The following is a 22,393-nucleotide window of genomic DNA, read 5'->3' on the forward strand; positions in this document are numbered from 1 at the left end:
CGGGGGCCCCCACCCCGCGGGGGCGTCCGGCGTGTGGTCCCGCCCCGCCCCCCCCCCGCCGGGGGGGGGGGGGGGGGGGGGGGGCCCCGGGGGGGGGGGGGGGGGGGGCCCCCCCCCCCCCCCCCCCGCCCGCAGCCCCTTCCCCTTCACGTACAGCGCCACCGGATCGGCCCAGCCAGGACCCCCAGCCAGGGAGGCAGCCCGTGTCAGCACACGCCGTTCGTACCGGAGTCTGGTTCATCGGAGCACGCGGCTCCGTCGCCACCACCGCCACGGCGGGGTGCGCGGCGATCGCGGCGGGACTCCACCCGGCGGCCGGCATGGTCACCGAGACCGCCCCGTTCGCCGACAGCGGCCTGCCGCCCGTGACCTCCCTCGTCTTCGGCGGCCACGACACCCTGGACTGCCCCCTCCCCAAACGGGCCGAGGCACTCGCCGCCGGGGGAGTGCTGCCACACGGGCTCCCCTCGGCCGTACGGTCCGAACTCGCAGCAGCCGACGCGGAGATCCGCACCGGCGGGCCCCTTCCCGGCGACACCCGCACGGACGAGGAGCTCATCGCCACGTTCGCCGCCGACCTCACCGACTTCGGCCGCCGCAACGCCCTGGCCAGGACCGTCGTCGTCAACGTCTCCTCCACCGAACCGGCGCCCGCCGCCGACGCCGTACGGCTGCCCGCCAGCTCGCTCTACGCCGCCGCCGCGCTCCGGGCCGGCTGTCCGTACGTGAACTTCACCCCCTCCACGGGGCTGCGCAGCCCCGCCCTCCGGACCGCCGTCGCGGCCGGCGGACTTCCTCACGCCGGCCGCGACGGCAAGACGGGCCAGACACTGCTGCGCTCCGTGCTCGCCCCGATGTTCGTCCAGCGCGCCCTGCCCGTACGGGCCTGGTCCGGCACCAATCTGCTGGGCGGCGGGGACGGAGCGGCGCTCGCCGACCCGGCCGCCGCCGCGGCGAAGAACGCCGGCAAGGAACGCGTCCTCGCCGACACACTCGGGGCCGCCCCCGAGGGCGAGGTCCACATCGACGACGTCCCCGCACTCGGCGACTGGAAGACCGCCTGGGACCACATCGCCTTCGACGGGTTCCTCGGGGCCCGCATGGTGCTCCAGACCACCTGGCAGGGCTGCGACTCCGCCCTCGCCGCGCCCCTGGTCCTCGACCTGGCCCGGCTGCTGGCCCGCGCCCACGAGGTGGGACTGACCGGCCCGCGGCCCGAACTCGGCTTCTACTTCAAGGACCCGGACGGCGGACCCGCCGCACTCTCCGAGCAGTACCTGGTGCTTCTCGCCTTCGCCGAGCGGCTGAGGGACGACAAGTGACGGTACGCGCCTGGGCGGAACTGCTCAGGGTCTCCGCACTGTTCACCGTCCCGGGCGACGCCCTCGCGGGTGCGGCGGCCGCCGGCCGGCACCCCGACCGCTCCACCGCCCTGGCCGTGGGCGCCTCGCTCTGCCTGTACGAGGCGGGCATGGCGCTCAACGACTGGGCCGACCGCGAGGAGGACGCCGTCGACCGGCCGCACCGGCCGATCCCCTCGGGCCGGATCACCCCCCGCGCAGCCCTCACGGCGGCCGGCGCCCTGACGGGGGCGGGGCTGGCCCTCGCCGCCCGCGCGGGCCGCCCGGCCCTGGGCGTGGCCACCGGTCTCGCGGCCACCGTCTGGGCGTACGATCTCCGCCTCAAGCACACCCCGGCGGGCCCGGCCGCGATGGCGGCGGCGCGCGGCCTGGACCTGCTGCTGGGAGCGACGGCCGCGGGGCAGGGTTCCGCGACCCGAGCAGCCCGCGCCGCCCTGCCCGCCGCCGCCCTGCTGAGCGCGCACACCTACGCGGTCACCACCGTCTCGCGCCACGAAACCCAGGGCGGCTCCGCCACCGCACCCCTCGCCGCCCTCGCGGCCGTTGCCGGAATCGGCGGCTCCGTGGTGCATGAGCGGCAGCCCGCGCGCAACGCCCCCGCGCGTCTCCTTCTCACCGCGCTCACCGGCTCCTACCTCCGCACCGCCGCACGCCCCCTCGTCCACGCCGCGCTCAACCCGTCGCCGCCCCTCACCCAGCGCGCCGTCGGCAGCGGCATCCGGGCGATGATCCCGCTCCAGGCCGCCCTCGCCGCCCGCGCCGGAGCGGCCGGTTCCGCGCTCGCCGTCATGGGCCTCGTCCCGCTCGCACGCGCCCTCTCCCGGAAGGTGAGCCCCACATGACCCTCCGCCTCGGCTACGGCACCAACGGACTCACCGACCTGCGCCTGGACGACGCCCTCGGGCTCCTCGCCGACCTCGGCTACGACGGTGTCGGCCTGACCCTCGACCACATGCACCTCGACCCCATGGCCCCGGACCTCGCCGCCCGCACCCGCCGCGTCGCGGCCCGGCTCCAGGAGCTGGGGCTCGGCGTCACGGTGGAGACCGGGGCCCGCTACGTCCTGGACCCGCGCCGCAAGCACGGCCCCTCGCTCCTCGACCCGGAGCCCGACGCCCGCGCCGCCAGGACCGCGCTGCTCGTACGGGCCGTCGACGTGGCCGCCGAACTCGGCGCACACGCCGTGCACTGCTTCAGCGGCATCAGGCCCCCGGACACCGCGCCCGACACCGCCTGGCAGCGGCTCACCGAGGCCCTCGCACCGGTCCTCGACGCGGCGGAACGCGCCGGAGTGCCGCTCGCGATCGAGCCGGAGCCCGGACACCTCCTCGCCAACCTCGCCGACTTCCACCACCTCCGGGTGCTGAGCGGCGACCCCGAACCCCTCGGACTCACCCTCGACATCGGCCACTGCCAGTGCCTGGAGCCCGCGCTGCCCGTCGACTGCGTCCACGACGCCGCCCCCTGGCTGCGCCACGTACAGATCGAGGACATGCGCCGCGGCGTCCACGAGCACCTCCCCTTCGGCGACGGCGAGATCGACTTCCCGCCCGTCCTCGCCGCACTCGACGCCCTCGGTGACAGCGGATACACCGGGCTCACCGTCGTCGAGCTGCCCCGCCACTCCCACGCGGGCCCCGAACTCGCCCGCACCTCACTGGACTTCCTGAACAAGCACCGCCCGTCGCACCACTGAGCCCGCCGAAGGGAGCACACCATGACGAACACCCCGACGACCCCGCTCCTGTCCCGCAAGGAACTCGACACCTTGCTCGGCGGAGCCGCGCGCGCCTGGCTCGACGAAGCGCTCGCCGAGGCAGCCCACGCCGCATCCCACGCGGACACGGCGCCCGCGGACAGCTACGCCGTACCTCCGTGGGAGCTGCGGTACGCCGCCGCCGGCCGGCACTGCGGACTCGAACACGCCGACTCCGTACGCGCCCTGCTGCTCATCGAGGCCCGGGCCGGCCTGCCTGCCCTGACCCGTCTCTACGAACAGGGCACCGCCGCCGAACGCCGCGCCGTCCTGCTCACCCTGCCCGCACTGGACCTCGGCCCGACCGCCCTGCCGCTCGTCGAGGACGCCCTGCGCACCAACGACACCACCCTGATCGTGGCGGCGGTCGGCCCGTACGCCGCCGCCCACCTCGATCCGCACAACTGGCGCCACGCCGTCCTCAAGTGCCTGTTCACCGGCGTCCCCGTCGAGGCCGTCGACGACCTGGCCCGAAGATCGCGCGGTGACGCGGAACTCGCCCGCATGCTGGGCGACTTCGCGGCCGAACGCATCGCGGCCGGCCGTGCGGTCCCCGCCGGCCTGCACCACGTCCTCGCCCTCACGGCCCCCGGCCCCGCCGCGCCCGCCGCCCCCACGGAGGAGTCCTGATGCGCATCTTCGACCCCCACATCCACATGACCTCCCGCACCACGGACGACTACCAGGCGATGTACGACGCCGGCGTCCGCGCCCTGGTCGAACCCTCCTTCTGGCTCGGCCAGCCCCGCACCTCGCCGGCCAGCTTCTTCGACTACTTCGACGCCCTGCTCGGCTGGGAGCCCTTCCGCGCCGCCCAGTACGGCATCGCCCACCACTGCACACTCGCCCTCAACCCCAAAGAGGCGAACGACCCCCGCTGCACCCCGGTCCTCGACGCCCTGCCCCGCTATCTCGTCAAGGACTCCGTCGTCGCCGTCGGCGAGATCGGCTACGACTCGATGACCCCGGCCGAGGACCACGCACTGGCCGCCCAGCTCCAGCTCGCCGCCGACCACGGGCTGCCCGCACTCGTCCATACCCCGCACCGCGACAAGCTCGCCGGCCTGCGCCGCACCATCGACGTCGTACGCGAGTCCCACCTCGCCCCGGAATCGGTGCTGCTCGACCACCTCAACGAGACGACGGTGAAGGACGCCCTCGACAGCGGCTGCTGGGCCGGCTTCTCCATCTACCCCGACACCAAGATGGACGAGGACCGCATGGTCGCCCTCCTCAAGCTCCACGGCACCGAGAAGATCCTCGTCAACTCCGCGGCCGACTGGGGGAAGAGCGACCCGCTGAAGACCCGACGGGTCGGCGACGCCATGCTCGCCGCCGGGTTCACCGAGGACGACGTCGACCAGGTCCTGTGGCGCAACCCCGTCGCCTTCTACGGCCGGAGCGGCCGCCTCCACCTCGACACCGCGGCCCCCGAACCGCTCCACGAGGGCAACTCCATCCTGCGCGGCGGGGAGTGAGGCCATGCGCTTCCGCCACCCCGACGGCACCGTCGTCCACCTCGCGTACTGCACCAACGTCCACCCCGCCGAAACGCTCGAGGGCGTCCGCGCCCAACTGCGCGACCACTGCGAACCCGTACGCAAGAGGCTCGGGCGCGACCGCCTCGGCATCGGCCTCTGGCTCGCCAGGGACGCCGCCCGCACCCTGATCAACGACCCGTCGCAACTGCGCTCCCTGCGCGCCGAACTCGACCGCCGCGGCCTCGAAGTCGTCACCCTCAACGGCTTCCCGTACGAAGGATTCGGCGCCGAGGAGGTCAAGTACCGGGTCTACAAGCCGGACTGGACCGACCCCGAACGCCTCGCCCACACCACCGATCTGGCCCGGCTGCTCGCCACGCTCCTGCCCGACGACGTTACCGAGGGCACCATCTCCACCCTGCCCCTCGCCTGGCGCACCCCGTACACGGGCGATCCCGAAGCGGCCCGCACCGCACTCGCGGCGCTCACCACCCTCGGCGAACGCCTCGACGCCCTCGCCGAACTCACGGGGAAGTCCATCCGGATCGGCCTCGAACCCGAACCCGGATGCACGGTCGAGACCACCGCCGACGCCATCGCCCCCCTGACCGCGATCGGCCACCCCCGCATCGGCGTCTGCATCGACACCTGCCACCTCGCCACCTCTTTCGAGGACCCCGACACCGCCCTCGACGCGCTCACCGCCGCCGGCATCCCCGCCGTCAAGGCCCAGCTCTCCGCCGCCCTGCACGCCGAACACCCCCACCTCCCCGAGGTGCGGACCGCCCTCGCCGCCTTCGCCGAACCCCGCTTCCTCCACCAGACCCGCATCGCCACCGCCGCCGGGCTGCGCGGCACCGACGACCTCGACGAAGCGATCACCGGCGAGGCGCTGCCCGACAGCGCCCCCTGGCGCGCCCACTTCCACGTCCCCCTGCACGCACCGCCCGCACTCCCGCTCACCTCCACCCTCCCCGTGCTCCGCGCCACACTCACCCGGCTCGTCGGCGGTGCGCGCCCACTCACCCGGCACCTGGAGGTCGAGACGTACACCTGGCAGGCACTCCCCGCCGAACTGCGTCCCCGGTCCCGCGCCCAGCTCGCCGACGGCATCGCCGCCGAGCTCACCCTCGCCCGCGACCTCCTGACCGACCTCGGCCTCAAGGAGCTGCCATGACCACCGCCTGGACACCCGGCACACCCACGCCCCTCCTCGTCCTCGACGTTGTCGGGCTCACCCCCCGCCTCCTCGACCACATGCCCCACCTCAAGGCCCTGGGCCAGTCCGGCACCCACGCCCCGCTCGGCACCGTGCTCCCCGCAGTCACCTGCGCCGCCCAGTCCACCTTCCTCACCGGCACCACCCCCGCCGAGCACGGCATCGTCGCCAACGGCTGGTACTTCCGCGAACTCGGCGACGTCCTCCTGTGGCGCCAGCACAACGGACTCGTCGCGGGCGACAAGCTCTGGGACGCCGCCCGCCGCACCCACCCCGGCTACACCGTCGCCAACATCTGCTGGTGGTACGCCATGGGCGCCGACACCGACTACACCGTCACCCCCCGACCCGTCTACTACGCCGACGGCCGCAAGGAACCCGACTGCTACACCCGGCCGCCCGCCCTCCACGACGAACTCACCGAGAAGCTCGGCACCTTCCCCCTCTTCCACTTCTGGGGACCCGGCGCCGACCTCGTCTCCTCCCAGTGGATCATCGACGCGACCCGCCACATCCTGGACACCCGCCACCCCGACCTCGCCCTGTGCTACCTCCCGCACCTCGACTACGACCTCCAGCGCTACGGCCCCGACGACCCGCGCGCCTTCAAGGCCGCCGCCGACCTCGACCGGGCCGTGGCCCCGCTCCTGGACGACGCCCGCCGCGAGGGCCGCACCGTCGTCGCGCTCTCCGAGTACGGCATCACCAGGGTCGACCGGCCCGTCGACATCAACCGGGCGCTGCGCCGCGCCGGACTCCTGGAGGTCCACACCCAGGACGGCATGGAGTACCTGGACCCGATGACGTCGCGCGCCTTCGCCGTCGCCGACCACCAGATCGCGCACATCTACGTGCGGCGCCCCGAAGACCTCGACGCGACCCGAGAGGCCCTGGCGGACCTCCCGGGCATCGAGCAGCTCCTCGACGACGAGGGCAAGAAGTCACACGGCCTGGACCACCCCCGCTCCGGCGAACTGGTCGCCGTCGCCGACCCGGACGCCTGGTTCACGTACTACTACTGGCTCGACGACGACCGCGCGCCCGACTTCGCCCAGCTCGTCGAGATCCATCGCAAACCCGGCTACGACCCCGTCGAGCTCTTCATGGACCCCGAGGATCCGTACGTCCGGGTCAAGGCGGTCACGGCCGTCGCGCGCAAGAAGCTCGGCATGCGCTACCGCCTCGCGGTCGTGCCGCTCGATCCCTCACCCATCCGGGGCAGCCACGGCCGCCTCCCCTCGAGCGACGAAGAAGGTCCGCTCATCCTCTGCTCCACCCCCCACGCGTTCACCGGACCCGTCCGGGCCACCGAAGTGAAGTCCCTGCTCCTCACGCTGGCCGGCCTCGCATGAGAGCCGTCCCTGCACAGCGTCGCGAGCAGCTTCGAGAAGGAGAGAGACCGTGACCGTGTACAACGACGAATCCGGAACGGACGGCGCCCTGCGCCGCAGCCTCGGCGTCAGCCGCCGCCGCTTCCTCAGCACCTGCACCGCCGCCGGTGCAGCGGCGATCGCCGCGCCCGTCTTCGGCGCATCACCGGCCTTCGCCCAGCCCGCTTCGAGCCAGGGGCACGGCCACGGCCAGTCCCTGGTCCCGGCGGACAAGCGCGGCATCATCCTGTACACCGTGCGCGACGCCACGGGCCGGGACCCGCTCAGCACCTCCCTTCCCTCGGGCTTCCGCGCCGTCTTCAAGGAGCTGGCCCGCTACGGCTACAAGCAGGTCGAGTTCGCCGGCTACGGCCAGCACGCCAACGCACCTGGCGGAAACAACCTCGAATCGGTGGAGGGCGCGAAGCTGCTGCGCTCGTGGCTGGACGACTACGGACTGCGCGCCCAGGGCAACCACGGCTTCATCCCGGGGTCCTGGCCGCTGAGCCAGAGCGACCTGGACCAGTTCAAGCGCCACCTCGAAATCGCCAACATCCTCGGCATGGACCACATGGGCACCGGCGGTGACCCCACCGGCAGTGCCTACCGCGCCGACTGGGACGTGGCCGCCGACAAGTGGAACGCACTGGGACAGATCGCTCACCGCGCGGGGATCAAGCTGTACACCCACAACCACGACGCGGCCTACGGCTTCCTGCTCGACGGCGGTCCGCTGGACGCACAGGGACGCCCCACCCGCAGCTCGGGCATCCGCAAGCTCGAGTACTTCCTGAAGGTCACCGACCCGAAGACCGTATGGCTGGAGATGGACGTCTACTGGGCGCACGTCGCCCAGTACAAGTTCCACACCTACACCGCGCTCGACGGCTCGGTGCGGGAGAACATCTTCGACCCGGCGGCAGTCGTCCGCCGCCACAACAGGCGTTACCCCCTGTTCCACGCCAAGGACGGCATCATCAACACGGCCAGTGGCGACGGCTACGACATGGTCCCCTTCGGTACCGGGGTCATCGACTACCGGACCTTCTTCCGCCGCGTCGGGCAGGCGAACTACCGCAACCCGATGGTCGAGCAGGACACCGCACCGAGCTCGACGGACCTCGCGCAGTCCCTGAAGCAGGCACGGATCAGCTACGAGGGCATGGCGGCGCTCCGCAAGTAGGACGGCAGCCTCGTACGCCGGGCCTCCCCGCACAGGTGCGGGGAGGCCCGGCGTGGCGGTAGGGGCGTCGCGGCTAGACGACCTCCCGGCTGACCGGCTGCGGATTCGGGACGATGTCCCGTACCCGCGGCCGCCCCGGCTGCCTCAGCAGCAGGGCGATGCAGGCCGCCACCATGGAGATGGCCCCCGCCAGCGCGTAGGCGCCGTTGTAGCCCCAGGAGTCCACGACCATCGAGCCCAGACCACCGCCGAACAGCCCGCTGATCAGCTTGCCGCTGTAGACGAGTCCGTAGTTGGTGGCGTTGTAGTTCTCGCCGAAGTAGTCCGGGGTCAGTGCGGCGAACATCGGGTAGAACGCACCGCCGCCGAAGCCGGAGAGGAAGGCGAAGAACAGGAACAGCCACTCACTGTGCATGTTGCCGGCCCAGATCACCCCGAACTGGGCGAGGCCCAGGACGACGATGACGAACACCAGCGTCAGCTTGCGGCCCCAGAGGTCCGAGAGCCAGCCGACGACCGCCCGGCCGACCCCGTTGATGACGGCCATGACACCCATGGACGACGCCGCGACCAGGGGACCGAAGCCGACCTCCTTCGCATAGTCCACCTGGAAGGAGATCCCGAAGATGGACACCCCGGCCGTCAGGACGATGGTGATCCACATCAGCGGCAGCATGCCCGTCCTGATGGCCTCCTTCGGCGTGTACTGCTTCGACGCCGGAGGGTTCTTCGCCAGGCTCGCCGCACTCTTCGCGTTGCCCGTGTAGTTCAGCGGGTCGATCTCGGACGGCCACCAGTTCTTCGGCGGGTCCTTGAAGAACCAGGCGCAGACCGCCACGACGATCAGGACGTAGAGGCCGATGAGGTCGAGCACCTCGTTGTAGTTACTCGTGTCGAAGGCGTAGTTGAAGATGAAGATGAAGGGCAACGCACCATAGGCGAAACCGCCGTTGACGAAACCCGTCTTCGCGCCACGCCGCTCCGGGAACCACTTGCCCACCATGTTGATGCAGGTGGCGTAGATGAGTCCGGACCCCAGGCCGCCGACGACACCGAACCCGCAGATCGCGCCGAAGACGTTGTCGACGTGCGACAGCGCGAGGAATCCGACGAGACAGAGCGCGGCGCCGATGAACATGGCCCGGCGCGCGGTGAGTATGCCCTTCTCGCGCATCCACCCGGCGGGGAAAGCGATCCCCGCCTGGAAGAAGACCCAGACGCTGAGAATCCAGAAGGTGTTGCTCTGTGTCCAGCCATGGGCCTCGGAGAGGGTGTCCTCCGCGGACCCGTAGGCGTACTCCGACACACTGATGGCCATCATCGCGATCCACGGCAGGTACACCATGAACTTCCGGCTGTGACCGAGAATGCTGCGGTCCGACTCGCCGACCCGGTAGACGCGGCCCTTGCTGTCCGTCACTTCCCGGTACGCGACGGGTGACGCGCCCGGTTGTCCGTCTGTGCTCATGAATCTCCCCTTGGCTTCGAAAGAACCTGGCCAGCGCCCCCTGTCCAAACTCCTCGTGCCTGGGAAGGGTCAGGTCAGCAGCCCCGCGGCCCTTGCCCAGCGGTACTTCGCACCGAGCGCCGCGACCGGCTTCTCGGTGGTATAGGGGTAGGCGACGACACCGTTCTCGAAGAGGTACGCGCACGCCTCCTCGACCTCCGTGTCACCGGCCAGCGACGCCACGACCGGCTTCTCGATCCCGCGGTCCCGGAACTCCCGGACCACCCGGGCCGTCAGCTCGGCGAAGACCATCGGCGGGGTGACGATCGTGTGCCAGTAGCCCAGGACCAGCGCGTGGATGCGCGGGTCCTCCATGCCGAGCCGGATCGTCGCCTCGTACGTCGACGGAGGCTCACCGCCCGTGATGTCGATCGGGTTGCCGGCCGCGCCGAACGGCGGAATGAACGCCTTGAACGCGGTGTCGAGATCCGGCGGGATCTCCATCAGCGAGAGGCCGTTGTCCACGATCGCGTCCGACAGCAGCACACCGGATCCGCCCGCGCCGGTGATGATGACGACGTTGTCGCCCTTCGGTGTCGGCAGCACCGGCAGCGCCCGCGCGTACTCCAGCATGTCGTTCAGCCCCGGCGCCCGGATCACCCCCGCCTGGCGCAGGATGTCGTCGTACACGGCGTCGTCGCCGGCCAGTGCGCCGGTGTGCGAACCGGCCGCCTTCGCCCCCGCGCTCGTACGGCCCGCCTTCAGCACCACGATCGGCTTCTTCGGTACGGTTGCCCGCGCGGCCTCGACGAAGGCGCGCCCGTCCTTGAGGTCCTCCAGGTGCATCGCGATGCACTGGGTGTTCGGGTCCTCGCCGAACCAGGTCAGCAGATCGTCCTCGTCGAGGTCCGACTTGTTGCCGAGCCCGACGATCGCCGAGACTCCGGTCTTCGTCGACCGTGCGAAACCGAGGATGGCCATGCCGATGCCACCGGACTGCGAGGTCAGCGCCACTCCGCCCTTCACGTCGTACGGGGTGCAGAAGGTGGCGCAGAGGTCCTGCCACGTGGAGTAGTAGCCGTAGATGTTCGGCCCGAGCAGCCGTACACCGTACCGCTCGCCGATCGCCACGATCTCGTCCTGCAGGGCCTGTTCACCCGTCTCGGCGAAGCCGGACGGGATCAGGACCGCGTTGGCGATGCCCTTGCGTCCCACCTCCTCCAGCGCCGACGCCACGAACTTGGCCGGGATCGCGAAGACCGCCACATCCACCTCACCGGGAACGTCCGTGACACTCTTGTACGCCTTGCGGCCCAGAATGTCATCGGCCCGGGGGTTCACCGGATGGATCTCCCCGGAGAACCCGCCGTCGATGAGGTTGCGCATCACCGAATTGCCGATCTTCCCTGCCTCGTTGGAGGCGCCGATCACCGCGACCGACCGCGGCTCCATCAGCCGCCGCATCGAGGTGAGGATCTCCTCGCGGCCGTACTTCCGCCGCTCCTTGACCACCTCGGTGGACAGCAGGATCCGGATGTCGGCGGCGACCGCACCCTGTGGCGACGCGATCACCGGGTTGAGGTCGACCTCCGCGATCTCCGGGAAGTCCGTGACCAGTTGGGACACCCGCCGGATCTGCTCGGCCAGCGCCCACCGGTCCACCGGCGGGGCGCCGCGCACCCCGCGCAGGATCTCCGCCGCGCCGATCGAGTCGAGCATCGACTGCGCCTCGTCGGGGGTGACCGGGGCGAGGCGGAAGGTGATGTCCTTCAGCACCTCCACCAGCACGCCGCCCAGCCCGAAGGCGACGACCTTGCCGAACGTCGGGTCGGTCACCGCACCGATGATGACCTCCTGCCCGGGCGGCACCAGTTGCTGCACCTGCACGCCGTCGATCCGCGCGTCCGGTGCGTACGCCCGCACGTTCTTGATGATGCGGCAGAAGGCCTCCCGCACTTGTGCGGCACCCTCCACCCCGACGACGACTCCGCCGGCATCCGTCTTGTGCAGCACGTCGGGGGAGACGATCTTCAGCACGACGGGCCCGCCGAGCCGGTCCGCGTGGGCGACCGCCTCGTCGATGTCCTGCGCCAGCTCCTCGCCGGGCACCGCGATGCCGTACGCGTCCGCCACGATCTTGCCCTCGGGGGCGGTGAGCGACGTGCGGCCGGAGGCCCGTACGGATTCGAGCAGCTGCCCGACCTGGTCGCGATCCTGTGATTCGACCATGCTCAGATGACTCCGCTCGTCTTCAGCAGCCGCAGTTCCTCGTCACCGAGGCCCAGCTCGCCGACGTACACCTCTTCGTTGTGCTGACCGAGCAGCGGTGAAGTCACCACGTCCACGGGGGAGTCGGAGAGCTTCAGCGGGCTGCCGACGGTGGTGAAGGTGCCGCGCTCGGGGTGATCGACACGGACGACCATCTCGTTGGCGGCCAGCGACTCGTCCTCCACGATCTCCTTGGTGGACAGGATCGGACCGCAGGGGATGTTGTGCCCGTTGAGCTGTTCCAGGACCTCCCACTTGGGGAGCGTGGACGACCACTCCTCGATGAGCTGGAACATCTTGCTCAGCTTGGGCAGCCGGGCCTCGGGCGTCGCCCACTCGGGGTCGTCCACCAGCTCCGGACGCCCGATCAGCGAGGCGAGCGGCTGCCAGCCGACGGGCTGCACGATCACGTAGACGTAGTCGTTGGGGCCGCCGGGCGCGCACTTCACCGCCCACCCGGGCTGTCCGCCGCCGCTGGCGTTCCCGCTGCGCGGCACCTCGTCGCCGAAGTCCTCGTTCGGATACTCCGCCAACGGGCCGTGGATCAGCCGCTGTTGGTCACGCAGCTTGACCCGGCACAGATTGAGCACGGCATGCTGCATGGCGACGTTGACGCGCTGCCCGCGTCCCGTGTTCTCGCGCTGGAACAGTGCGGCCAGGATGCCGGCGACGGCGTGGATCCCGGTCCCGGAGTCACCGATCTGCGCACCGGTCGCCAGTGGCGGTCCGTCCTCGAAGCCGGTGGTGGACATCGAGCCGCCCATGGCCTGGGCGACCACCTCGTACGCCTTGAAGTTGGTGTAAGGGCCCTCGCCGAAGCCCTTGATGGAGGCGTAGACGATCCTCGGGTTGATCTCCTGGATCCGCTCCCAGGTGAACCCCATCCGGTCGACGGCCCCCGGTCCGAAGTTCTCCACCATCACGTCGCTGCGCCGGATGAGTTCGGTGAGGATCTCCTTGCCGCGCTCGCTCTTGGTGTTCAGCGTGATGCTCCGCTTGTTGCAGTTGAGCATCGTGAAGTAGAGGGAGTCGACATCGGGCAGGTCGCGCAGCTGCCTGCGGGTGATGTCACCGCTCGGAGCCTCCAGCTTCACCACGTCCGCACCGAGCCAGGCGAGCAGCTGGGTGGCGGAGGGGCCGGACTGTACGTGCGTCATGTCGAGGACGCGCACGCCCTCAAGAGCTTTGGCCATGGCAACGGCTCCTCTGCTACTTGTACATGGTCTGGTTCATGGTTCCGGGGGCGTACGCGTCCGGGTCGACCCAGACGTTGATCAGCGACGGCAGCCCGGACTCGCGCGCCCGCTGCAGAGCGGGCGCGATGTCGGCCGGGTCGCGCACCTCCTCGCCGTAACCCCCCAGCATCTGGGCGAACTTGTCGTAGTGGACGTCGCCGAGGGTGTTTCCGACCCGCTCGCGTTCGTCGCCGTACTTGGCCTTCTGGCCGTAACGGATCTGGTTCATCGAGGAGTTGTTGCCGACGATGCCGACGAACGGGAGGTTGTAGCGCACCAGCGTCTCGAAGTCCCAGCCGGTCAGGGAGAACGCGCCGTCCCCGAAGAGCGCCACGACCTCCTTGTCGGGGCGGGCCTGCTTGGCGGCCAGCACGAAAGGCACGCCGACACCGAGCGTGCCGAGCGGCCCCGGGTCCATCCAGTGGCCGGGCGACTTCGGCTGCACGACCTGACCGGAGAAGGTCACGATGTCGCCGCCGTCCCCGATGTAGATGGAGTCCTCGGTGAGGAACTCGTTGATCTCGCTGACCAGCCGGTAGGGATGGATGGGCGAGGCGTCCGACTTCAGACTCGGCAACCTCTTCTCGATCGCGGTCTGTTCGGCGGCGCGCAGCTCCTCCAGCCAGGCCTTGCGTTTGACCGCGCCCCCGTTCAGCCGCCCGCTCGCGGCCTCGGTGACGGCCTTGAGGACCAGTCCCGCGTCGCCGACGATGCCGAGGTCGACGTCCCGGTTCTTGCCGACCGTGCGGTAGTCGAGGTCGATCTGGACGACGGTGGCATCGGGGGAGAGCCGCTTGCCGTAGCCCATGCGGAAGTCGAACGGCGTCCCCACGATGATGATGAGGTCGGCATTGGAGAAGGCGTAGCGGCGCGACAGCTGGAAGTGGTGCGGGTCGCCGGGCGGCAGGGTGCCGCGGCCCGCCCCGTTCATGTACGCCGGGACGTTCAGGGTCCGTACGAGCTCGATCGCGTTGTCCGTCGCCCGGGTGGTCCACACCTGGCTGCCCAGCAGGATCGCCGGCTTCTCCGCGTGCACCAGCAGGTCGGCGAGCCGTTCGACGGCCGCCGGGTCACCGGGCGAGCGGGTCGAGGCCCGGTACTGCCCGGCCTGCGGCACCCGGGCCTTCGACACCGGGACCTTGGCGTCCAGTACATCGCGGGGAATCTCCAGGAAGGACGGGCCCGGAGCGCCGTGGTAGCACTCGCGGAAGGCCATCGACACCATGTCCGCGGCGCGTGCGGTGTCCGGCACAGTGGCGGCGAACTTGGAGATCGGCGACATCATCTCGACGTGCGGCAGGTCCTGGAGCGAGCCCATCTTGTGCTGGCTGTGCGCTCCCTGACCACCTATCAGCAACATGGGTGACTCGGCACGGAAGGCGTTGGCGACCCCGGTCACCGCGTCCGTGGTCCCCGGCCCCGCGGTGACGACGGCGCATCCGGGCTTGCCGGTGATCCGGGCGTAGCCGTCGGCGGCGTGGGCGGCGACCTGCTCGTGGCGTACGTCGACGACCTCGATGCCCTCGTCGACGCAGCCGTCGTAGATGTCGATGATGTGCCCGCCGCAGAGGGTGTAGATGCGCTCCACCCCCTCGGCCTTCAACGCCTTCGCGACCAAGTGCCCACCGGAAATGAGGTCCTGGCTGTCCTCGGGCATGAAGATCCCTGTCCCTTCGTAGGGGAGTGCGGGAGTCGCTCCAGTGCTCCCGCGGTACATTGCATACAGTCGACGAATACTGTATGAACCTTGTTATCCCGCATCTGGTGGGTGGTGTCCAGGGGGCGTGCGGCACTTTCACAATCGGCACGATCGGGAGTGGCTATGGATCTGTACGAGCACCAGGCACGGCAACTCTTCGCAGAACACGGCATAGCGGTACCGCGCGCCGAAGTCGTCGACAACGCGGCCGCGGCGCAGCGGGCAGCCCTGCGACTCGGCGGACGCGTCGTCGTCAAGGCGCAGGTCAAGACCGGCGGCCGGGGCAAGGCGGGCGGCGTGAAGATGGCCGCGGACCCCGCGGCCGCGGCCCTCACGGCGCGCCAGATCCTCGGCATGGACATCAGGGGCCACACCGTCCGTACGGTGATGCTCGCCGAACCGGTGGACATCGAGGCGGAGTTCTACGCGAGCTACGTACTGGACCGGGCGTCCGGCACCTTCCTCGCCATCGCCTCCGCGGAGGGCGGCATGGAGATCGAGGAGGTGGCTGCCACCCGCCCGGACGCCGTGGCCCGCATCCCGGTCGACCCGGCGGAAGGGGTGACGGACGACAAGGCGCGACAGATCGCCGAGGCGGCAGGGCTGCCACCGGAGGCGGCCCCCGTACTCGGCCGGCTGTGGCAGGTCCTCACCCGCGAGGACGCCCTCCTGGTCGAGGTCAACCCTCTCGTACGGACCACCGACGGCAGGATCCTCGCCCTGGACGGCAAGGTGACGCTGGACGACAACGCCGGGTTCCGCCAGTCCCGTTGGGGTGCGGACACCGAAGACCCGCACGGCGACCCACTGGAGGCCGTAGCGGCCGCCAAGGGCCTCAACTACGTGAAGCTGGACGGCGAGGTCGGGGTCATCGGCAACGGCGCCGGACTCGTCATGTCCACCCTCGACGTCGTCGCCGGCTGCGGCGCACGCCCCGCCAACTTCCTCGACATCGGCGGCGGCGCCTCCGCCCGGGTGATGGCCGACGGCCTGTCCGTCATCCTCTCCGACCCCGACGTGAAATCGGTCCTGGTCAACGTCTTCGGCGGCATCACCGCCTGCGACGCGGTGGCCGACGGCATCGTCCAGGCGCTGGAGACCGTGACTCTGACCAAACCGCTCGTCGTCCGCCTCGACGGCAACAACGCCTCGCGCGGCCGCGCGATCCTGGACGCCCGCGCCCACCCGCTGATCCAGCAGGCCACCACCATGGACGGCGCCGCGCGCCGCGCCGCCCGACTCGCCGACGCAGCATAAGGAGTGCGGACATGGCCATCTTCCTCACCAAGGAGAGCAAGGTCCTCGTCCAGGGCATGACGGGCGCCGAGGGCATGAAACACACCCGCCGCATGCTCGCGGCCGGCACCCGGATCGTCGGCGGCGTCAACCCGCGCAAGGCGGGCCGGACCGTCGACGTCGACGGCACCCCCGTCCCGGTCTTCGGCTCGGTCGGGGCAGCCATGGCGGCCACGGGCGCGGACGTCACGGTCGTCTTCGTCCCGCCGCCCTTCGCCAAGGCGGCTGTCGTCGAGGCGATCGACGCCGCAATCGCTCTGGCCGTGGTGATCACCGAGGGCATCCCGGTCCACGACGCGGTCGCCTTCCACGCCCACGCCAGGGGCAGCTCCACCCGCATCATCGGCCCCAACTGCCCGGGCCTGATCAGCCCCGGCCAGTCCAACGCCGGAATCATTCCGCCCGACATCGCCCCGGCCCCCGGCCGCATCGGCCTGGTCTCCAAGTCGGGCACACTGACGTACCAGCTGATGCACGAACTCCGCGACATCGGCTTCTCCTCGGCGGTCGGCATCGGCGGCGACCCGGTGATCGGCACCACGCACATCGACTGCCTCACCGCCTTCGAGGAGGACCCCGACACCGAACTGATCGTCCTGATAGGCGAGATAGGCGGCGACGCGGAGGAGCGGGCGGCGGCCCACATCGCCCGGCACATCACCAAACCGGTGATCGGCTACATCGCGGGCTTCACCGCACCCGAGGGCAAGACGATGGGCCACGCGGGCGCGATCGTCTCCGGTTCGTCGGGCACGGCGGCGGCGAAGAAGGAGGCGCTGGAGGCGGCGGGCGTTTCCGTGGGCTCGACCCCCACGGAGGCGGCGGCCCTGGCGAGGGCCCGCCTGCTCCCGGGGGCGCTGCCCCCGAACCCCCGCGCCTCAATCGCCTGACCTTCAGCCTCGCCGGCGTTTGAGGCGCGGGGCCCGGGGCGGAGCCCCGGTTACGGGAAGGGGCGGGGCGGGGAACAGGCCCGCCGCAGGCGCCCCCACTCCCATCCCCACCCGCGCCCAACCCTCATCCCCGCACCACGCCGCCCCCCGCCCGACCGTGCACCGAGAGCGGAGACCGCATGGCCCCCAAAGCCACCCCCAGCCCCCTCACCCTCAAACCCGGAACGGCTTGGCAGGACGCCTGGACCCGCTGCCTGGCCACCGCCCCCGAGGCCTTCCAGGACGACCGTGTCCTGAACCTCTGGGCCTCCACCTGGCAACGCGACGGCCGCGTCCTCCCCGCCACCACCCCCGTCGACGGCACCCCCATCGCCGGCCCGCCCCGACTCGACGCACCCACCGCAACCCGCGCCGTCCGCGCCGCCCTCGACCAGCACCGCGCCTGGCGCCACATCCCGCTGCCCGAACGCAGCGCCCGCGTGTCGGCCACCCTCGACGCCCTGACCGAACACCGCGAACTGCTCGCCCTCCTCCTCGTCTGGGAGATCGGCAAACCCTGGCGCCTCGCCACGGCGGACGTCGACCGGGCCATCGACGGAGTGCGGTGGTACGTCGACAACATCGACCGGATGCTCGACCACCGCACCCCGCTCCCCGGCCCGGTCTCCAACATCGCCAGCTGGAACTACCCCATGTCCGTGCTGGTCCACGCGATGCTCGTCCAGGCGCTGGCCGGCAACGCCGTGATCGCGAAGGCCCCCACGGACGGCGGCGTGGCGTGCCTGACCCTGGCCTGCGCGCTCGCCGCCCGCGAGGGCGTCCCGCTCACCCTCGTCAGCGGCAGCGGCGGCGAACTCTCCGAGGCCCTGGTCCGCTCACCGGAGATCGGCTGTGTCTCCTTCGTCGGGGGCCGCGACACCGGGGCCCGCATCGCCACCGCCGTCGCCGACCTCGGCAAGCGGCACATCCTCGAACAGGAGGGACTCAACACCTGGGGCATCTGGAACCACACCGACTGGGACGCGCTCACCGCCGTCGTCCCGAAGCTCTTCGACTACGGGAAGCAGCGCTGCACCGCCTACCCCCGCTTCGTCGTGCAGCGCAGCGCGTTCGACGCGTTCCTGCTCGCGTACCTCCCGGCGGTACGCTCGCTGCGCGTCGGTCACCCCCTCGCTGTGGCGGACCCCGCCGACCCGCTCCCGGCCCTGGACTTCGGCCCGCTGATCAACGCGGCCAAGGCCAAGGAACTGGCCGACCAGGTGGCCGAGGCGATCGACCGCGGCGCGGTCCCGCTGCACCGCGCCGACGCCTCCGCGGCCGAGGGCCACTTCCTTCCGGGTCAGGACACGTCCGCGTACCTGCACCCGGTCACGCTCCTCAACCCGCCCCCGTCCTCCCCGCTGCACCACGCGGAACCCTTCGGCCCGGTCGACACGATCGTGCTGGTCGACACGGAGGCCGAACTGCTCGCCGCCATGAACGCGTCTAACGGTGCCCTGGTCGCGACGCTCTCGACCGACGACCCCGCGACGTACGCACGCCTGGCACCCCAGATCCGCGCGTTCAAGACCGGCCACGGCACCCCGCGCTCACGGGGTGACCGGGAGGAACTCTTCGGCGGCTTCGGCGCCTCGTGGCGCGGGGCGTTCGTCGGCGGCGAGCTCCTGGTCCGGGCGGTCACCGACGGCCCGGCGGACGACCGCCTGCCCGGCAACTTCCCGGACCACCACCTCATGCCGTAAGCCGGGCGCGCCGCGGCTCATCCGATCCCCTGCCGGTCGGGCAGCAGCGCGAACTCCCGCTCGGCGGCATCCGGCACCGCGCGCCCCACCGCCTGCACCAACAGCGCACGGTGCCGGATCAGCGGACCCTGCCGCTCCGGCCCGGCGAGCAGCACCAGGTCATCGATCCCGGCCAGCAGCCGCCGGGTGACCTGGGGGCTGTCCGTCGCGCACCGCCGGATCTCCTCGAACCCGAGATCCACGAGGTCCGCCCACCCCGGCACGTCCTGAACGAGCCGCACCACCCCCTTGCGGTCCCGGTGGTGGACGACTCCGAGGGGGAGGTCCGCCACCGCCGCGAGGAATTGCACGATCCGGTCGAGGCACTGCACGGCGGTGGTCGGATCGTTCACCGCCGACGACAGGGCCCGCAGAGCGATGTCCGACAGCTGCCGCAGCCCGAATGCCAGGTCCTGGTGGAGCGTGCGCTCGACCCCGACGGACACCGTGTACCGCAGTGCTCGCCGGGCCGGCGCGGCCCCGCCGTGCACCGCCAGCACCGGCGTACCCGGCACGACGAAGTCCCCGAGCCGCGGAATCAGCCGAAGTACCGCGCCCTGCTTCCGCGCGGCCCGGACCAGCCGCGCCACGTTCACGTCCCGCAGCACGCCGGCCCGCCCCTCGTGCAGGAGCTGCCCGGTCTCGGCGGGAAGCACGCCTTCCTGCGGCCCGCCGACGGGCATCCGCCGCAGCACATGGAAGGAGTCCCGGGTGATCCGGTCGACGACGGGACCGACCTGCATCAGGCGCAGCGTGGAGCTCACGTACGCGATGAAGAGCAGCAGGCTGAGCCCGACGAGCGCGGCGGTCAGCAGGCTCTGCAGAAAGGGGACGGACACGACGCGGCGCGGATCGACCGTGCTCTCGTACGAGCTCAGGACCAGCAGCGAGAACACGAAGGTCGCCAGGAAGACCGACAGCGTGAGCTTGCTGATGCGGCTGCGTACGAAGATCCGCACCACCCGGGGCGTGAGCTGACCGCTTGCCATCTGCACGGCCACCAGCGAGATGCTGAAGACCACACCGATGAAGGTCATCATCGCGGAGCTGATCGTGACGACGATCGTCTTGGTGTCCTCGGCGATCGAGACCAGGTCCCTGATCTCGTCGTACGCCTGCTCGTCCTTGAGGTAGGTCACGATCTGCTCGTCGAGTGCCGAGGCGACGAGCCAGAGTACGACGGCGCAGATCAGCGTCAGGGTCGGGGCGAACCAGAAGGTCTCGCGCAGATGCTCACGCAGGGGCGACAACGCGCGAGGTGGCCGGTAGCCGCGATCACTCATGCCCGCGAACGTAACCCGACCGCCCGGCGCACCGGTGGACGCGGCCACCGACCCTCCGGGCGCACGCTGCGTACGCGACCGTCGACGGACGGTACGCGAACGGCGGCCGTGGTTCCCGCCTGCGCCCCGCCGAGGGCCGCACACCGCACTGACCAGGGCGATGACCACCGGATATGCAGGTGAGAGCCACCCCAAACCCCTGGTATTGTTTTGTTTGTCGCCGCGGGAAACCGGGGCCGACCACCTGGTCCGGGTGGCGGAATGGCAGACGCGCTAGCTTGAGGTGCTAGTGCCCTTTATCGGGCGTGGGGGTTCAAGTCCCCCCTCGGACACCAGCTGAGACCCCTGTTCATCAGGGGTCTTCTTGCTTTTCTGGGCTGAGCCGACCCCGTGGGCGGTCGGCCCGCGAAGGGTCCGGCCTGCGGACGGCCCGGCCAGGGCGGGGTCTCCCGCTCAGGGTGGCGTCGCCCGCTCGGGCCGCGTCTCCCGCTCAGGCCGAGGACAGCTGCTCTGCGATCTCCTTGACCCAAGCGGCGCTCTTCTCCGGATCGTTGAGGGAGTTCTCCCACTCCTCCTGGGTCTGCCGGAGCTTGGCCGGGCCGGCTTTGAGGGCGACGAGAAGGGCTCTGGCCGATTCCCGCACCTGGGGTGTGGTGCCGCTGCTCCCCTCGATGCCCTGGCCCGCCGCCAGTCCGTAGATCTTGCGCGCCATGGCCTGGCGTTCGCCGTTCTCCACCTTCTTCCAGAACTTCAGGGCCTCCTTCAGCGCGTCCTCGCGGGAGGCGGGCTCCTTCTGCGTCTCACCCTCCGCCCAGCGGTCGGGGTGGCGGGCCCCGTCGTAGCGCTTTTTGCCCGCGCGGCCGGCCTTGTAGGCGGTGACGCCGAGGATGAGGCCGGCCGCACCCGCGGCGAGGCCCCAGCCGACCGGGTTGCTCGCGAGTCCGGCTCCTCCCGCTGTGGCGGCGACCGCCGTCACGATGCCGCCTGCGGCTTTGGTGGACTCGCCCACGGCGGTGAACGCCTGCTTGCCCATCTTGTTGCGCTGCTTGCCGAGCGCGTAGGTGTGCACCGTGTTCATCGTGTTCATGTCCTCGGCGCGCCGGACTGCCGTGGCGGCGTCACGGGTTCTGCCCATCGCCGCCCAGGCCACGTCGATGGCATCGGAGACGCGCTCCATCCGGTCCTCGCCCTCCTGGTCCCAATGGGAATCCAGCGCGACGTACGCCTCGTCCGAGGCCGCTTCGGTGTTCTGCCGCTCCTGGTTCAGCCGGGCCAGTGCGACCTCGTCCGTGCGGTCGGCCGTGCCGAGTTCCTTCAACGCGCGGTACTTGCGTGCCGTCAGCCCGAAACGGGTCGCCGCGCGGGCGCCCTTCACCGCGCCGACCACGCTGGAGCCGATGCCGCTCACCTCGGAAGCGGTCGCGGCGTGTGCCATCTTCTGGGCCTTGGTCAGCTCTTTGGCGATGCCGAGCGCGTAGTTCCCGGCTCCGGCGGCGCCGACGACTGCGTCGGCCGTCTTGGTGTTGGCCTTCTTGTCCGCTCCGTGGAAGGCGGCCCCGCTACCGTGCTTCGCGGCGTCCTTCCTGGCCTTGGCCGCGTCCATGCCACTGAGCACGGCGCCGGCGGCCTCCGTGACGAGGTTCTCCGACGCGGCGGCGGTCCCCGAGGAACCTGCGGAGTGTTTCAGGGCGTCGCTCGCTGTCGCGGAGGCTTGCTGGGAGAAGCCTGCGTTGGCGGGGACGTGGACGCCCTTGACGAAGGTGTCGATGAATTCGAGATTCTTCTTGACCTTGTCGAGGGCCGCGGCGATCCGGTCGCGATAACTCTTCGCTCCGGCAGGCGGCTTGCCACTCTCCGGACCGATCCCCTCCTCCTCTTCCTTCCCTTTCCCTTTCCCCTTCTCCGTGCTTTTGGCGCGCTGCACCGCGGCGGTGGCGGCTCGGTTGCCGATGCCCGCCTGGATTTCGAGGAGGGGGCGCCCCGGTGGGAGGAGGGACGGGCTCCCGGCCCGGTTCCGGTTCCGTTCCCGGCCCTGCCGGGCGGGCGTCAGGGCGGCCACGGACTGCCGAGGCGGGGTGCGGTGGACCGGGGTGCTCATGACGTGCCTCTCCTGTGCCTGACGGG

Annotated in this window: 17 protein-coding genes and 1 tRNA gene; 12 read left to right on the top strand and 6 right to left on the bottom strand. The window is 71.1% G+C overall.

The window, feature by feature from the left end; translation table 11 throughout:
- The first annotated feature begins 203 nt into the window (after positions 1-203).
- From ACIBJG_RS38075 to ACIBJG_RS38110, 8 genes are read left to right on the top strand one after another with little or no spacing between them, the layout of a single operon-like run.
- On the top strand, positions 204-1,322 hold the full coding sequence (locus ACIBJG_RS38075; RefSeq protein WP_399314840.1) for an inositol-3-phosphate synthase: 1,119 nt from the start codon (positions 204-206) through the stop codon (positions 1,320-1,322).
- Positions 1,319-2,203 carry an SCO3242 family prenyltransferase gene (locus ACIBJG_RS38080; protein WP_399314842.1) on the top strand — a complete coding sequence of 295 codons (885 nt, stop codon included), beginning with the start codon at positions 1,319-1,321 and terminating at the stop codon, positions 2,201-2,203. The genes ACIBJG_RS38075 and ACIBJG_RS38080 overlap by 4 nt, the downstream gene beginning before the upstream one ends.
- Positions 2,200-3,057, top strand: a complete 858-nt coding sequence (locus ACIBJG_RS38085; RefSeq protein ID WP_399314843.1) for a sugar phosphate isomerase/epimerase family protein — start codon at positions 2,200-2,202, stop codon at positions 3,055-3,057. The genes ACIBJG_RS38080 and ACIBJG_RS38085 overlap by 4 nt, the downstream gene beginning before the upstream one ends.
- Positions 3,058-3,078: 21 nt before the next feature.
- Positions 3,079-3,747, top strand: a complete 669-nt coding sequence (locus tag ACIBJG_RS38090) for an EboA domain-containing protein (RefSeq protein WP_399314845.1) — start codon at positions 3,079-3,081, stop codon at positions 3,745-3,747.
- Positions 3,747-4,595: a TatD family hydrolase gene (locus ACIBJG_RS38095; RefSeq protein ID WP_399314847.1), complete on the top strand. Its 849-nt coding sequence runs from the start codon at positions 3,747-3,749 to the stop codon at positions 4,593-4,595. Before ACIBJG_RS38090 ends, ACIBJG_RS38095 begins: the two co-directional genes overlap by 1 nt.
- 4 nt (positions 4,596-4,599) lie before the next feature.
- A complete protein-coding gene (eboE, locus tag ACIBJG_RS38100) occupies positions 4,600-5,775 on the top strand; it encodes a metabolite traffic protein EboE (RefSeq protein WP_399314849.1) in 1,176 nt (391 codons plus the stop codon).
- A complete protein-coding gene (locus tag ACIBJG_RS38105) occupies positions 5,772-7,169 on the top strand; it encodes a nucleotide pyrophosphatase/phosphodiesterase family protein (RefSeq protein WP_399314850.1) in 1,398 nt (465 codons plus the stop codon). Before eboE ends, ACIBJG_RS38105 begins: the two co-directional genes overlap by 4 nt.
- Before the next feature lie 49 nt (positions 7,170-7,218).
- Positions 7,219-8,370 (top strand): sugar phosphate isomerase/epimerase family protein, encoded by a 1,152-nt coding sequence (locus tag ACIBJG_RS38110; protein ID WP_399314852.1) that lies wholly within the window; start codon positions 7,219-7,221, stop codon positions 8,368-8,370.
- A 73-nt stretch (positions 8,371-8,443) separates the two neighbouring features.
- Here ACIBJG_RS38110 and ACIBJG_RS38115 read toward each other — a convergent pair whose 3' ends face one another.
- The 4 genes from ACIBJG_RS38115 to ACIBJG_RS38130 form a co-directional block, all read right to left on the bottom strand.
- The gene (locus ACIBJG_RS38115) at positions 8,444-9,838 is read right to left on the bottom strand and encodes an OFA family MFS transporter (RefSeq protein ID WP_399314853.1); all 1,395 of its coding nucleotides are present in this window, start codon (positions 9,836-9,838) and stop codon (positions 8,444-8,446) included.
- 69 nt (positions 9,839-9,907) lie between these two features.
- Positions 9,908-12,046 carry an acetate--CoA ligase family protein gene (locus ACIBJG_RS38120; protein ID WP_399314855.1) on the bottom strand — a complete coding sequence of 713 codons (2,139 nt, stop codon included), beginning with the start codon at positions 12,044-12,046 and terminating at the stop codon, positions 9,908-9,910.
- 2 nt (positions 12,047-12,048) lie between these two features.
- On the bottom strand, positions 12,049-13,278 hold the full coding sequence (gene frc, locus ACIBJG_RS38125; RefSeq protein ID WP_399314857.1) for a formyl-CoA transferase: 1,230 nt from the start codon (positions 13,276-13,278) through the stop codon (positions 12,049-12,051).
- A gap of 16 nt (positions 13,279-13,294) precedes the next feature.
- The gene (locus tag ACIBJG_RS38130; RefSeq protein ID WP_399314859.1) at positions 13,295-14,977 is read right to left on the bottom strand and encodes a thiamine pyrophosphate-binding protein; all 1,683 of its coding nucleotides are present in this window, start codon (positions 14,975-14,977) and stop codon (positions 13,295-13,297) included.
- Positions 14,978-15,142: 165 nt separating this feature from the next.
- On the opposite strand from ACIBJG_RS38130, the gene sucC reads away from it, so the two are divergent.
- From sucC to ACIBJG_RS38145, 3 genes are all read left to right on the top strand, one after another.
- The gene (sucC, locus tag ACIBJG_RS38135; protein ID WP_399314861.1) at positions 15,143-16,276 is read left to right on the top strand and encodes an ADP-forming succinate--CoA ligase subunit beta; all 1,134 of its coding nucleotides are present in this window, start codon (positions 15,143-15,145) and stop codon (positions 16,274-16,276) included.
- 11 nt (positions 16,277-16,287) lie between these two features.
- A complete protein-coding gene (sucD, locus tag ACIBJG_RS38140) occupies positions 16,288-17,205 on the top strand; it encodes a succinate--CoA ligase subunit alpha (RefSeq protein WP_399314863.1) in 918 nt (305 codons plus the stop codon).
- Positions 17,206-17,384: 179 nt separating this feature from the next.
- The gene (locus ACIBJG_RS38145) at positions 17,385-18,947 is read left to right on the top strand and encodes an aldehyde dehydrogenase family protein (RefSeq protein ID WP_399314865.1); all 1,563 of its coding nucleotides are present in this window, start codon (positions 17,385-17,387) and stop codon (positions 18,945-18,947) included.
- A gap of 17 nt (positions 18,948-18,964) precedes the next feature.
- On the opposite strand, the gene ACIBJG_RS38150 is transcribed toward ACIBJG_RS38145, so the two are convergent.
- Positions 18,965-20,269, bottom strand: a complete 1,305-nt coding sequence (locus ACIBJG_RS38150) for a DUF2254 domain-containing protein (protein WP_399314867.1) — start codon at positions 20,267-20,269, stop codon at positions 18,965-18,967.
- A gap of 247 nt (positions 20,270-20,516) precedes the next feature.
- Between ACIBJG_RS38150 and ACIBJG_RS38155 the strand changes: the two genes are divergently transcribed.
- A tRNA-Leu gene (locus tag ACIBJG_RS38155) sits at positions 20,517-20,604 on the top strand.
- A 155-nt stretch (positions 20,605-20,759) separates the two neighbouring features.
- Here ACIBJG_RS38155 and ACIBJG_RS38160 read toward each other — a convergent pair.
- Complete coding sequence (locus tag ACIBJG_RS38160; RefSeq protein WP_399314869.1) at positions 20,760-22,367, bottom strand: hypothetical protein; 1,608 nt, start codon at positions 22,365-22,367, stop codon at positions 20,760-20,762.
- Between the last annotated feature and the right edge of the window lie 26 nt (positions 22,368-22,393).

This window comes from Streptomyces sp. NPDC050422 (genome assembly GCF_044458665.1).
Lineage (GTDB): Bacteria > Actinomycetota > Actinomycetes > Streptomycetales > Streptomycetaceae > Streptomyces.

What these genes read in the sequence shown, in the direction of transcription:
- ACIBJG_RS38085 (WP_399314843.1), top strand. Translation starts at nt 2,200, where the DNA reads ATGACCCTCCGCCTCGGCTACGGCACCAACGGACTCACCGACCTGCGC.
- ACIBJG_RS38090 (WP_399314845.1), top strand. Translation starts at nt 3,079, where the DNA reads ATGACGAACACCCCGACGACCCCGCTCCTGTCCCGCAAGGAACTCGAC.
- ACIBJG_RS38095 (WP_399314847.1), top strand. Translation starts at nt 3,747, where the DNA reads ATGCGCATCTTCGACCCCCACATCCACATGACCTCCCGCACCACGGAC.
- eboE (WP_399314849.1), top strand. Translation starts at nt 4,600, where the DNA reads ATGCGCTTCCGCCACCCCGACGGCACCGTCGTCCACCTCGCGTACTGC.
- ACIBJG_RS38105 (WP_399314850.1), top strand. Translation starts at nt 5,772, where the DNA reads ATGACCACCGCCTGGACACCCGGCACACCCACGCCCCTCCTCGTCCTC.
- ACIBJG_RS38115 (WP_399314853.1), bottom strand. Translation starts at nt 9,838, where the DNA reads ATGAGCACAGACGGACAACCGGGCGCGTCACCCGTCGCGTACCGGGAA.
- ACIBJG_RS38120 (WP_399314855.1), bottom strand. Translation starts at nt 12,046, where the DNA reads ATGGTCGAATCACAGGATCGCGACCAGGTCGGGCAGCTGCTCGAATCC.
- frc (WP_399314857.1), bottom strand. Translation starts at nt 13,278, where the DNA reads ATGGCCAAAGCTCTTGAGGGCGTGCGCGTCCTCGACATGACGCACGTA.
- ACIBJG_RS38130 (WP_399314859.1), bottom strand. Translation starts at nt 14,977, where the DNA reads ATGCCCGAGGACAGCCAGGACCTCATTTCCGGTGGGCACTTGGTCGCG.
- sucC (WP_399314861.1), top strand. Translation starts at nt 15,143, where the DNA reads ATGGATCTGTACGAGCACCAGGCACGGCAACTCTTCGCAGAACACGGC.
- sucD (WP_399314863.1), top strand. Translation starts at nt 16,288, where the DNA reads ATGGCCATCTTCCTCACCAAGGAGAGCAAGGTCCTCGTCCAGGGCATG.
- ACIBJG_RS38145 (WP_399314865.1), top strand. Translation starts at nt 17,385, where the DNA reads ATGGCCCCCAAAGCCACCCCCAGCCCCCTCACCCTCAAACCCGGAACG.
- ACIBJG_RS38150 (WP_399314867.1), bottom strand. Translation starts at nt 20,269, where the DNA reads ATGAGTGATCGCGGCTACCGGCCACCTCGCGCGTTGTCGCCCCTGCGT.
- ACIBJG_RS38160 (WP_399314869.1), bottom strand. Translation starts at nt 22,367, where the DNA reads ATGAGCACCCCGGTCCACCGCACCCCGCCTCGGCAGTCCGTGGCCGCC.